At 75.1% G+C, this 11885-nt stretch carries 11 protein-coding genes; 3 read left to right on the top strand and 8 right to left on the bottom strand.

Features of this window, described 5'->3' with window-relative positions:
- The first annotated feature begins 38 nt into the window (after nt 1-38).
- Entirely contained in the window at nt 39-722 is a 684-nt protein-coding gene (locus PP1_RS28250; protein ID WP_010225149.1) for a TVP38/TMEM64 family protein, read from the top strand.
- Between the two features lie 46 nt (nt 723-768).
- Here PP1_RS28250 and PP1_RS28245 read toward each other — a convergent pair whose 3' ends face one another.
- The 6 genes from PP1_RS28245 to PP1_RS28220 all read right to left on the bottom strand — a co-directional run bounded on the left by PP1_RS28245 (nt 769) and on the right by PP1_RS28220 (nt 7012).
- A complete protein-coding gene (locus tag PP1_RS28245) occupies nt 769-1566 on the bottom strand; it encodes an amino acid kinase family protein (RefSeq protein ID WP_010225150.1) in 798 nt (265 codons plus the stop codon).
- Nucleotides 1563-2390 carry an amino acid kinase family protein gene (locus PP1_RS28240; RefSeq protein WP_010225151.1) on the bottom strand — a complete coding sequence of 276 codons (828 nt, stop codon included), beginning with the start codon at nt 2388-2390 and terminating at the stop codon, nt 1563-1565. Before PP1_RS28240 ends, PP1_RS28245 begins: the two co-directional genes overlap by 4 nt.
- A gap of 289 nt (nt 2391-2679) precedes the next feature.
- The gene (locus PP1_RS28235; RefSeq protein ID WP_060576580.1) at nt 2680-3510 is read right to left on the bottom strand and encodes an ABC transporter ATP-binding protein; all 831 of its coding nucleotides are present in this window, start codon (nt 3508-3510) and stop codon (nt 2680-2682) included.
- Nucleotides 3507-4625, bottom strand: a complete 1119-nt coding sequence (locus PP1_RS28230; protein WP_010232713.1) for an iron ABC transporter permease — start codon at nt 4623-4625, stop codon at nt 3507-3509. The genes PP1_RS28235 and PP1_RS28230 overlap by 4 nt, the downstream gene beginning before the upstream one ends.
- Nucleotides 4622-5791 carry an ABC transporter substrate-binding protein gene (locus PP1_RS28225; protein ID WP_029239667.1) on the bottom strand — a complete coding sequence of 390 codons (1170 nt, stop codon included), beginning with the start codon at nt 5789-5791 and terminating at the stop codon, nt 4622-4624. The genes PP1_RS28230 and PP1_RS28225 overlap by 4 nt, the downstream gene beginning before the upstream one ends.
- 24 nt (nt 5792-5815) lie before the next feature.
- A complete protein-coding gene (locus PP1_RS28220; RefSeq protein WP_010232708.1) occupies nt 5816-7012 on the bottom strand; it encodes a cysteine desulfurase-like protein in 1197 nt (398 codons plus the stop codon).
- A 91-nt stretch (nt 7013-7103) separates the two neighbouring features.
- Between PP1_RS28220 and PP1_RS28215 the strand changes: the two genes are divergently transcribed.
- On the top strand, nt 7104-8396 hold the full coding sequence (locus tag PP1_RS28215) for a L,D-transpeptidase (protein WP_010232706.1): 1293 nt from the start codon (nt 7104-7106) through the stop codon (nt 8394-8396).
- Here the strand turns inward: PP1_RS28215 and PP1_RS28210 are convergent.
- On the bottom strand, nt 8389-9957 hold the full coding sequence (locus PP1_RS28210) for an AMP-binding protein (RefSeq protein ID WP_249266009.1): 1569 nt from the start codon (nt 9955-9957) through the stop codon (nt 8389-8391). The genes PP1_RS28215 and PP1_RS28210 overlap by 8 nt on opposite strands.
- A gap of 124 nt (nt 9958-10081) precedes the next feature.
- Between PP1_RS28210 and PP1_RS28205 the strand changes: the two genes are divergently transcribed.
- Nucleotides 10082-11368, top strand: coding sequence for an acyl-CoA dehydrogenase family protein (locus PP1_RS28205; RefSeq protein WP_010232702.1), 1287 nt, complete (start codon nt 10082-10084; stop codon nt 11366-11368).
- A 22-nt stretch (nt 11369-11390) separates the two neighbouring features.
- Here PP1_RS28205 and PP1_RS28200 read toward each other — a convergent pair whose 3' ends face one another.
- A complete protein-coding gene (locus tag PP1_RS28200) occupies nt 11391-11870 on the bottom strand; it encodes a MarR family winged helix-turn-helix transcriptional regulator (protein WP_010232700.1) in 480 nt (159 codons plus the stop codon).
- Between the last annotated feature and the right edge of the window lie 15 nt (nt 11871-11885).

Below are 11885 nucleotides of genomic sequence, written 5' to 3'. Positions count from 1 at the left end.
TGAGATCCCCCGTGAGTCGTGTGTGGAGGTGGACGACGGTGGCCCGATGGTGGCGCCCGGCGCTGCTGGTCCTGCTGGTCGCGGCCGGCTCGGCCGTGCTGCTCGTGACCGGCCTGCCGACCCTGGACGGCATCCGTGCGGTGACGCTCGGCGCCGGCTGGGCGGCCCCGGTGCTGTTCACCCTGCTGTTCGCGGCGTTCACGCTGGTCCCGGCCCCGGCGACGCTGATGGGGATCGCGGCCGGTGTCCTGTTCGGGCTGCCGGTCGGGCTGGCCACGACGATGGTCGCCGTCGCCACCGGGTCGCTGGCCGGGTTCGTCGTGTCCCGGGTGCTGGGGCGCGAGGTGATCGCCGGACTCGGCAACGCCCGGATCCGCCGGCTCGACGAGCGGCTGCGCCGCGGCGGGCTCTGGACGGTGGCGGGCGGGCGGCTGCTCCCCGTCATCCCGTTCCCGGTCCTCAGCTACGCCTGCGGCCTGACCGCGATCCGGATGCGCGACTACCTGGTGGGGTCGGTCGTCGGGGTGCTGCCGTCGGCCGTGGCGTTCGTGACGATCGGGGCCTACGGAGGCGACCCCGGCTCCGTGCCGTTCCTGCTGGCCGTCGCCGGGCTGGTGGTCCTGACGATCGGTGCGGTCGTCGCCCGGCGACGGCGGCCCGCGGCGGAGGGCCCGGTGGCGGTCCCCGCGGACGAGCCCGCCCCGGCGGCACCCACCGGCTAGGGCCCGGTCCGCCGCGGTCCGCTCCGGTCCGCCCCCGTCCGCTCCGTCAGGCGGAGACGACGGTCCCGACGTGCTCCCCGGCCAGCGCCCGGGTCAGGGTGCCCGGCACGGTCCCGTCGACCACCTGGAACGACCGGACGTGCTTGGCCCGCTGCAGCGTCACCAGCGCCTCCCGGTCGACCGGCAGGCCGCGGGCGGGGTCGGCGAGCAGTTCGGCGGCCGTCACCGACCCGACGACGTCGTCGCCGTCGAGCACGCCCGGGACGTCGCGGACGTAGGTCAGCGACGCCGCGCCCCACGCGTCGGCGAGCAGCAGCGCACCGGTGTCGGTGCGGTGCGGCGGGATCTTCCCGGTCGCGGCCGGGAACTCGTGCACACCGAAGGGCGGGAAGCCGTTGGTGACGGCCGCGTTCGACGCGGCCAGGTGCACCGGCAGCTGGTGCGCGACGGTGTCGTGGCCCAGGTAGGCGACGCCGCGGTCGGCCAGCAGCGCCGCCACCAGGTGACCGTTCTGCTCGGCCTCGCGGCCGGCGAGCTCGGCGAGCGCGCCGGTGGGCAGGCCGAGGTCGAGGCCGACGCCGAGTGCGTGCCGGGCGCGGATGCCGGCGCCCGTGGCGAGCAGAAGCGGGTCCCCGTCGAGGGCGGCGCGGATCTCGTCGACCAGCGGCAGCAGCACGTCCCGGCCGCGGTCGATGACGGACCGCCCGCCGAGCACGACGACCCGCAGCGTCGGCAGCATCCGGATGACCGGCTGCTGCTGGTCGACCGGGCGGACCTGCTCGCGGTCCATCAGGGTCTGGCGGGCCAGTGCGGACTCGACGTCCTTGGTGTACGTGGTGCTCATCGGGCGTCTCCGGCGGTGATGATCGTGCCGACGTGCTCGCCGGCGAGGGCGCGGGTGAGGTTGCCGGGCTTGAGCCCGTTGACGATCTGGACGCTGCGGACGCGCTTCGCCCGCGTCATCAGTTCCAGCACCGGGCGCTCGATCACGAGGTCGGGCAGGTCCCGCTCGATCAGCTCCTCGACCGTGATCTCGGGGATCAGCGTGGCACTCGGGTCGGTCTTCGGGTTGGCGGTGTAGAGGCCGTCCTCGTCCTTGACGAAGATCATGTTCTTGCAGCCGTAGGTCTCGGCGACGAGGTAACAGCCGGCGTCGGTGCGGTAGGGCGGGATGACGCCCTCGTCGGGCAGCGGCTGCCACATCGCGTACGGCGGCATCCCGGCGAAGATCGCCGCGCGCGACTCCGACAGGTACAGCGGCAGCGCCTCGAACCCGCCGCCGGAGACGACCGGGACCCCGTGCTTGGCCATGAGGTAGCCGAGCATCGTGGCGTTCTGCCCGGCGACGGCGCTGCCGAACGAGCTCAGCACGCCGGTGGGCAGGCCCAGCTCGGCGGCGAGCGCGTAGGCGTGCCGGGCCCGGGTGCCGCCGCCGGTGCCGATCAGCATCCGGTGCGAGGACCGCGCCTCCAGGAGCTCCTCGACCAGCGGGAACACCGCCTCGCGGCCCCGGTCGACGAAGCTCTGGCCGCCGACCTTGACCACCGACACGTCGGGCAGGACGGGGGTGTCGGGCGTGCGCTCGGTGGCCGCCGCGAGTTCCGGGTCGTCGAGCGACCGGGACAGCAGCAGCGACTCGAGCTCGGCCGCGCTCGCGGCATCGGACATCGGGTCTCCTCGGAGGTGGTTCAGGGGACCGCGCGGGCACGGGGCCGGCGGCGGTCGCGTCGGAGCCGAACCTAGTGACTCCCGCGGGCCGGCGCCGCCCTCCGCACCCGCCCGGTGCGACGGTGCTGCGGAGATGATCGGAGCGCAGGTCCGAGGCCGCGCCCGGAACCGCGCGAGTACGCCGCATCCGCTCCGCCGTACCGCCGATCAGGTGATGTCGGTCACCGATGCCCGCGACCCCGCGACGCCGGACGGACGCCCCGTGCGGTGCCCGCACCTGCGGAGACGGTCACGCCGTCCCGGTGCGCAGCCGGAAGGTGCCCGTCGCCGGTTCGAAGGCCAGCTCGTCGGTGTCGAACGCGGCGCCGATCGCACCCGCGCCGGCGAGCTCGGCGGGCGTCCCGGTCCGGACGCCCCCGGCGCCGTCGAGCAGCCAGGCCCGGTCGGCGAGCCGCAGCGCGAGCTCCAGGTCGTGGGTCGACAGCAGCACGCAGAGCCCCTGTTCCCGGGCCAGCCGCCGCAGCAGGCCGAGCAGCGCGACCCGGGCGGCGACGTCGAGGAACGCGCTCGGCTCGTCGAGCAGCAGCAGCGACGGTTCCTGGGCCAGCGCGCGGGCGATCATCAGCCGCTGGCGCTCGCCGTCGGACAGCCGGGCCAGCGGGCGTCCGGCCAGCGCCCCGGCCCGGACGGCGTCGATCGCGGCGTCGACGGCGGCGTCGTCGGCCGGGCCGAGGACGCCCGCCGAGCCGGTGTGCGGCAGCCGCCCCAGCTCGACGACGTCGCGCCCGGTCAGCAGGCCGGGATCCGGCCGTTCGGTGAGCACGACCCCGATCCGGCGCGCCCGGGCGGGCGCCCGCAGTCCCGCCAGGTCCTCGCCGTCGAGCGCCGCCGTGCCGCCGAGCGCGGGCTGCAGCCCCGCGAGGGTCCGCAGCAGCGTGGACTTTCCCGCACCGTTCGGGCCGAGGAGGACCGTGAGCTCCCCCCGCCCCGCGACGGCCGACACCCCGGACAGGACCGGCACGGCCCGGCGGCCGCGCAGGGCCCCGTCCGCCCGGTGCCCGGCGGTCAGCCCGGACAGCCGCAGCCCGGCCCCGTCCTCCCCCGCGACGGGCGCCGTCACCACGCGCGACCGCCGAGCCGCCGCGACCGCAGCAGCACCGCGATCACCACCGGTGCCCCGACCAGCGAGGTCACCACGTTCAGCGGGATCACCGTCCCGGCGCCCGGCGGGTGCGCGACGACGGCGCAGGCCAGCCCGACCAGCGCACCGGTGAGCGCGGTGGCGGGGACCAGGACCCGGTGCCGGGAGGTCCCGACGGCGGCCCGGGCCAGGTGCGGCACGGCGATCCCGACGAACCCGATCGGCCCGCAGAACGCCGTGACCGCCCCCGCCAGCACCGCCGCGACGAGCAGGACGACGACCCGCACCCGGGCGACGTCGACGCCGGCGGTGTGGGCGTAGTCGTCGCCGAGCAGCAGGCCGTCCAGCGGTTTGGCGAGCAGGACGACCACGACGAGACCGGCGGCGACGACCACCGCGAGCACCGGCAGCTCACCCCGGGCGACGCCGTCGACGCTCCCCAGGCCCCACATCAGGAACTGCTGCGCGGTCCGCGGGTCGGTCCAGACCAGCAGCAGGCCGACCACCGAGGTGACCACCGATCCGAGCATCACGCCGATCACCAGCAGCGCCGTGACCGAGCGGGCGAACCGGGACAGCAGCAGCACCAGGCCGAGCACCACACCGGCCCCGGCGGCGGCAGCCGCCACGGTCGCCAGGCGCCCGCCCGCGACGGGCACCGCGCCCAGCCCGCCGGTCGCGAAGACCGTGGCGGTCCCCGCGGCACCGGCCGTCGTCACCAGGGCGACGCCGAGGCCCGCCCCGGCGCTGACGCCCAGCACGTAGGGCTCGGCGAGCGGGTTGCGGAACAGGGTCTGGGTGAGCAGTCCGGCCGCGCCGAGCCCGGCCCCGGCCAGCAGCGCGGTCACCGCCCGCGGCACCCGCAGGTCGGTGACCAGCAGGTCCAGCCGGGCGTCCGGGGCACCCACACCGAGCAGCGCGGTGACCGTCCGGCCGAGTGGGATCACCACCGAACCGGTCGAGACGGCGAGGGCGAACAGCACCAGCACACCCGCCCCGAGCGCGGCGAGGACGAGCGGTGCCCGCCCGCCGGAACGCTCCGCCGACCGGCCGGGCCGGTCCCGCAGGGCCACGCCCGGCTCCGTGCCCGTCATCCGGAGGGCACCTGCCGGTAGTAGACGAACTCGTGGCCGGGCAGCAGGCCGGGGTGCAGGATCGCGACGAGGTCGCCGAGGATCTCGTCGGGGTGCAGCACCCCGCGCTCGTAGATCTGGTTGCCGCCGTCCGGGCCGAGGAACGCGTCGCGGGTCCAGACCTGCCCGCCGGGCCCGGCGGCCGCGACCGCGGTGAGCCGCGGGTCGGTGCCCGCGATGTCCGCGGTGGTGGCCCACGGCCCGTCGGCCAGCCAGATCCCGGCGCCGCCGTCCGCGGCGAGCACGCTCTCCAGGGTCTGCGGGCTGGTTCCGGTGGAGCGGATGCCGAGACCCGACCAGCTCGCGCCCGCGTCACGGAACAGCATGCCCGCGGTCGAGTCGGCGCCCGGGACGCTCCAGCTGCCCTGGTACGGCTGGCCCGCGACGATCGGCACCGGCGGGGCGCCGCGCACCCGCCCGGCGAGCTCGGTGTAGCGCTGCGCGATCCCGTCGAAGGCGGCTGCGGCCTGCGCGTCGGTCCCGGTCAGCGCGCCCATGACCTTGATCCACTCGGCCTGGCCGAGCGGGCCGGACTCCAGGTAGTCGGCCCACCCGACGACCGGGACGCCGGCTGCGCGCAGCGCCGGGAACGCGGGATCATCGGTGCCGCCGGACAGCACCACCGGCGGGGCGTCGGCGACCACCCGCTCCCCGTCGACGGTCGAGCCCGGCGCGAACTCCACCGCCGCGCCCGACTCGACGTGCGCCCGCACCTGCGGGTCGCTGACGGCGGCCAGACTCCCGACGCCGGTCAGCCGGTCGAGCAGGCCCAGCTCGGTGATCATCGGCAGCTGGGTCGTGGAGGCGGCGAAGATCCCCTGCACCGGCGTCCGCACGACCGGGGCCCCGGCCAGGTCCGCCGGCAGCACCGGGTCCGGCTCCCCGCACCCGACCAGCACGACCGACTGCAGCGGCCCGCCCGGGTACGGCTGCCGGACCGTCAGCAGGCGGTAGCCGTCCTCCCCCGTGATCTCCACGTTGGACGCGTGCGCGAACGGCACGTCGCCGGTCGGGGCCGGTGCCCCCGGGACGCACCCGGCCGGTGGCGGGTCGGCGACGGGCGCCGAGCACCCGGCGAGCAGCGCGAGCGGGACGAGCACGGCGGCGAGCCACCGAAGGCGAATCACCTGAACAGTCTCACATACGACGGATCACGCCCCGACGAAGCCGGACAGCGCCTCCAGGAGGCGGTCGACGTCGCCGTCGTCGTTGTAGCAGGCCAGGCCGATCCGCAGGGATCCGGTGTCCCCCAGGCCGAGCCGCCGCGAGCACTCCAGCGCGTAGAACGACGACGACGGCGCCGCGATCCGACGCTCCGCGAGCCAGCGGTAGGCGTCGGCCGGGTCGCGGTCGTCGAAGGTCACGAGCAGCGTCGGCGTGCGCGACGCCGCCCGGGACCGGACCGTCACCCCGGGCAGCGTGGCGAGGTGGGCCTCGATCCGCTCCCGCAGCGGCTCCTCGTGGGCGTGCACCGCGGCGAGCGAGGCCCGCAGCCGCGTCCGCCGATCGCCCGTCCCGCCGTCGAGCGCCGCGAGGAAGTCGACCGCGGCGGTGGTGCCGGCCAGCAGCTCGTAGGGCAGGGTGCCGAGCTCGAACCGCTCGGGCACCGCGTCGGTCGACGGCAGCAGCTTGGCCGGGCGCAGCGTCTCCAGCAGCGCCGGGTCGGCGGCGAGCACCCCGCAGTGCGGGCCCAGGAACTTGTACGGCGAGCAGGCGTAGAAGTCGGCGCCCAGCTCCCGGACGTCGACGGCGGCGTGCGCGGTCAGGTGCACCCCGTCGACCATGAGCAGCGCACCGGCGGCGTGCACCGCCGCGGCGATCGCGGGGACGTCGGGCCGGGTCCCGATCAGGTTCGACGCACCCGTCACCGCGACCAGGCGGGTGCGGCCGGACAGCAGCGGTGCGACGTCGTCGAGCTCGCCGGTCCCCGGGTCGAAGTCGAGCCACCGCACGGTCACGCCGGCGGCCTCCGCCGCGATCACCCAGGGCCGGATGTTGGCGTCGTGGTCGAGCCGGGTCACGACGATCTCGTCACCCGGCGACCACGTCGCGGCCAGCGTGCGGGCCAGGTCGAAGGTCAGCGCGGTCATGCTGCGCCCGAACACGATCCCCCGCGGGTCGGCGCCGAGGAGGTCGGCCACGGCGGCCCGCGCGCCGTGCACGATCCCGTCCGACGCCCGCTCCCCGCTGGTGATCGTCCCGCGGTTGGCCAGCGGCGAGGTGAGCGCTCCGGCGACCGCTCCGGCGACGGCGTCGGGCACCTGCGAGCCGCCGGGGCCGTCGAAGTGCGCCATCCCGGCCCGCAACGCGGGGAAGCGGCTGCGGACGGCGGCGACGTCGTAGCTCATGGGGTCAGCGTGTCATCCGTCCGCACACCCGTGACCCGATGGTGACGTGTCGTTCCCCCCGTGTGGGTGACACAAGCGTCAAGATCTCACCATGTCCAGGTCCTGGGAGCGGTCGCGCGGGCGGCACACGCCGCGCGGTCGTCGTCGCTCGCTGCACCGCCGCAGCCTCGCGCTGTTCACCGTCGGGCTGGTGGCACTCGTCGCGCTCGTCGCGGGCGGGACGGCCGCCGTCGCCGAGGGCCGGATCGGCGGCACCGTGGCACGCGACCTGGCCGGGGTGTTCGACCGGTTCGGCCTGGCCCCGGAGCCGGAGGCACCACCGGTCCCGGTCGTCCTCTCCACCTCCCCGCGCCCGGGCCCGCCGGTCGCACCCCGCGACCCGGCGACGGCCGAGGTCAGCACCGGCCGCCTGGAGAACGTCGCCCTGACCGGCGACGACGGCCCCGTCGCCGGCCGGCTCTCGCCCGACGGTCGCCGCTGGACCAGCACCGATCCGCTGGAGTTCGGCACGACCTACCGCTGGTCCGGTTCGTGGGTCGTGACCGGCGACGACCGGCGGCCGCTGGCCGCGGACCCCTTCACCACCGTCGATCCCGCCGACACCCTCGACGCGACGATGAACGTCCGGGACGGCGGCGAGGTCGGCGTCGGCGCCCCGATCGTGCTGCGCTTCCCCGGCGAGCTGTCCGACGCGGCGAAGGCGGCCGTCGAACGGACGCTGCGGGTGGAGACGTCGAAGCCGGTCGAGGGCGCGTGGGCGTGGCTGCCCGACACCGCCGAGGGCTCGCGGGTGCACTACCGGCCGAGGACCTACTGGCCCGCGCACACGACGGTGCGGGTGCACGGCGCGCTGCGCGGGACCGACCTCGGTGACGGCACCTGGGCCACCGAGGACGTCGACCGCACCTTCACCGTCGGCCGGAGCCAGATCGTGAAGGCCGACACCCGGAGCCACCAGATCGTCGTCGTCCGGGACGGGAAGGAGATCGCCCGCTACGACGCGTCCTACGGCATGGAGTCCGACCCGAACCGGGTCACCCGCTCCGGCACGCACGTGGTGATGGGCAAGTCGGAGAAGGTCCTCATGACCAACGAGGCGTACGGCTACGTCGACGAGCCGCAGTACTGGGCGGTCCGGATCTCCAACAACGGCGAGTTCATCCACGCCAACCCGTCGTCGTCGTACGCGCAGGGCAACCGCAACGTCAGCCACGGCTGCGTCAACCTGTCCACGAAGGACGGCAAGGCGTTCTTCGCGATGGCGACCTTCGGCGACCCGGTCGAGGTCACGGGCAGCTCGGAGCCGCTGACGCAGCAGGACGGCGACTTCTACGACTGGACCGTCCCGTGGGACGAGTGGACGTCGATGAGCGCCCTCACCTGATCCGGCGGTCCTGGCCGGCCCACGCCTCGTCGCGCAGCACGAACTTCTGGATCTTGCCGGTGGAGGTCTTCGGGAGCTCGGTGAACACCACGCGCTTCGGCGCCTTGAACCGGGCCAGCCGGGTCCGCACGTGCTCGACGATCTCCTCCTCGGTGACCGTCGCGCCGTCGCGCAGGGTCACGTAGGCGGCGGGGACCTCGCCCCAGCGCTCGTCGGGGACGGCGATCACCGCGACCTCCAGGACGTCCGGGTGGTCGGCGATCGCCTGCTCCACCTCGACGCTCGCAATGTTCTCCCCGCCGGAGACGATCACGTCCTTCGAGCGGTCGCGGAGCTCGACGTAGCCGTCCGGGTGCATGACGCCGATGTCCCCGGTCCGGAACCAGCCGTCCGGTGCGGCCTCCCGGGTGGCCTGCTCGTCGTCGAGGTACCCGAGCATGACGTTGTTGCCGCGCAGCGCGATCTGCCCGGTCGTGGTGCCGTCGGCCGGGGCGTCGCCGCCGTCGTCGGTGATCACCCGGACCGCGCAGGCGATCATGTTCCCGACGCCCTGGCGGGCCTTCATCCGGGCCTGCGCCTCGCCGTCGAGCGCGTTCCACTCGGGTCGCCAGTCGCAGATCATCGCGGGCCCGAACGTCTCGGTGAGGCCGTAGAGGTGGGTGACCTCGAAGCCGAGCTCCGCCATCCGGCGCAGGATCGCGGGGCTGGGCGGAGCGCCACCGGTCGCGACCCGCACCGTCGTCGCCACCGGCCCGGCCTCCGGGGCGTGGGCGATCATCGACAGCACGGTGGGCGCGCCGTTGAGGTGGGTGACGCCCTGGTCGCGGACCAGCTCCCAGATCCGGGCGGGCTCGACCCGGGGCAGGCAGACGTGCGTCGCCGCGGCGGCGGTGACCGCCCACGGGAAGCACCAGCCGTTGCAGTGGAACATCGGGAGCGTCCAGAGGTGCACCGACGAGGGCGTCAGCCCGGTGTGCCCCACCATGGCCAGTGCCTGCAGGTAGGCGCCGCGGTGGTGGTACATCACGCCCTTGGGACGCCCGGTCGTCCCGGACGTGTAGTTGATCGAGAGCAGCGCGCGCTCGTCGTCGGGGGTGACGGCGGTCGGCTCGCCCCAGGTGATCAGCCGCTCGTAGTCGTCCCCGACCCGGACGGCCCGGGGCGGGTCGTCGAGACGGCCCAGCACGTCGGCGACGAGCTCGTCGAACACCGGGTCGTGGACCAGCACCGACGCCCGGCAGTGCTCCAAGATGTAGGCCACCTCGCCCGCGGAGAGCCGGGTGTTGACCGCGACCAGCGGCACGCCCGACCACGGCACCCCGTAGGCCGCCTCCAGGCCGACGTGCGTGTTCGGGACGAGCACCGCCACCGGCCGTCCGGAGTGGATCGCGGCGAGCCCGCCGGCGAGCTTGCGGCACCGCTCGTGCAGCTCGGCGTAGGTGAACCGCAGGTCACCGTCGACGACGGCCACCCGGTCGCCGTGCGCCGCCGCGGCCCGGTCGAGGTACGACGTCGGCGTCAGCGGTTCGTACGACAGGCCCGTCAGGTCCACGTGGCTCATCCCCGCAGCCTCCCGCCCGGCCGCGATCACCGCAACGGGCCGGTCCGCCCGCACGCGTTCCCGTCGGCGGACCGAGCGGTTAGGTTCGCAGTGGCAACGAACGCGCGACGGAGGGCGGCTCGACATGGCCTGGGACTTCAGCACCGACCCGGAGTTCGAGGAGAAGCTGAAGTGGATGCGGGAGTTCGTCCGCGACGAGATCATCCCGCTGGAGACCCTCGACCTGGACCGGCCGACGTTCGACCGGATCACCGCGCCGCTCAAGGAGCAGGTCCGTGAACAGGGGCTCTGGGCCGCGCACCTGCCGCCCGAGCTCGGCGGCGGCGGGTTCGGCCAGGTCTCGCTCGGGCTGATGCACGAGATCCTCGGCCGCTGCCGGTACGCGCCGGGGATCTTCGGCAACCAGGCCCCGGACTCGGGCAACGCGGAGCTCCTCGCCCTCGGCGGCACCGCCGAGCAGAAGGAGCGCTGGATGCACCCGCTGCTGCGCGGGGAGCTGCGGTCCTGCTTCTCCATGACCGAGCCGGGCGCCGGCGCCGACCCGACGATGCTGACGACCCGCGCCGTCCGCGACGGCGACGAGTACGTGATCGACGGCCACAAGTGGTTCTCGTCGAACGCCACGGCCTCGGACTTCCTGATCGTGATGGTCGTGACCGATCCGGACGCGCCGCCCTACCAGCGGGCGTCGATGATCGTCGTGCCGACGGACACCCCGGGCGTCGACGTCGCGCGGGACATCCCGGTGATGGACCACCCCGAGGTCGGCGGCGAGCTCTACGGCGGGCACGCGGAGGTGTTCTACCGCGGCGTCCGGGTGCCGGCGGAGAACCTCGTCGGGAACGAGGGCGACGGCTTCCGGCTCGCCCAGCAGCGGCTGGGGCCGGGCCGGATCCACCACGCGATGCGCTGGCTCGGCCAGTCCCAACGGGCGTTCGACATGTTGTGCGAGCGGGCGGTGAGCCGCACCGCGAGCGGCTCCCGGCTGGCCGACAAGCAGATGGTGCAGGACATGATCGCCACGTCGGCGGCCGAGATGCAGGCCGCCCGGCTGCTCACCCTGCAGGCGGCCTGGACGATGGACCGGGTCGGCGCCTCCAACGCCAGGGTCGAGATCGGGATGATCAAGTACTGGGGTGCCCGGGTGCTGCACGACGTGATCGACCGCGCGATCCAGGTGCACGGCTCGCTCGGCTTCTCCGGGGACCTGCCGCTGGAGCAGATGTACCGCGCGGCGCGGGCGGCCAGGATCTACGACGGGCCGGACGAGGTGCACAAGGAGTCCGTCGCCCGGCGGATCCTGCGCGGCTACACGCCGGTCGAGGTGCCGACCGAGCACGTCCCGACCCGGACCGGGGCGGCCCGGGCCAAGTTCGCCGAGTACCTGGAGACCGCCACCGCCGACGCCTGAACCGGCCCGGGCGGCCGGGACCTCACGACGCGGGGTTCTCGGCCGCCAGGTCGGCGCGGTAGTCCGCGACGAGCGCGTTCATCCGGGTGAGGAAGCGGGCGGCGGCGGTGAGCTCGGCCTCGTCGAAGTCGGCGAGGGCGGCGTCCATCCGGTGGCCGAGCGGGCCGAAGAACGCCCCACCGACCCGGGCCGCGTTCTCCGCCTGGTGCAGCGTCACCCGCCGCCGGTCGGCCGACTCCCGGGTGCGGCGCACGTGCCCGGCCCGCTCCAGCCGGTCGACGAGCGCGGTCGTCGCCCCGGTCGACAGGCCCAGCCGGGAACCCAGCAGGCCCGGGGTCAGCGGCTCCCCCGCGGCGTCGGCCCGCATGACGGCCAGCAGCGCGTGCAGGTCCGTCGGGTGCAGGCCGTGCCGGCCGGCGAAGGCCTGCCCGAGCAGCTCGGCCTCGCCCGCGTAGTCCTGAAGCAGCGCGACCAGGTCCTCGCGCGCCGTCCCGCCTCCCATGGCGTGAGCCTATCC

Origin of the sequence: Pseudonocardia sp. P1, assembly GCF_000178675.2 — a bacterium.
GTDB lineage: Bacteria > Actinomycetota > Actinomycetes > Mycobacteriales > Pseudonocardiaceae > Pseudonocardia.
Note: the sequence above shows the minus strand (reverse complement) of the source record. Positions and strands in the feature narration are given on the sequence as shown.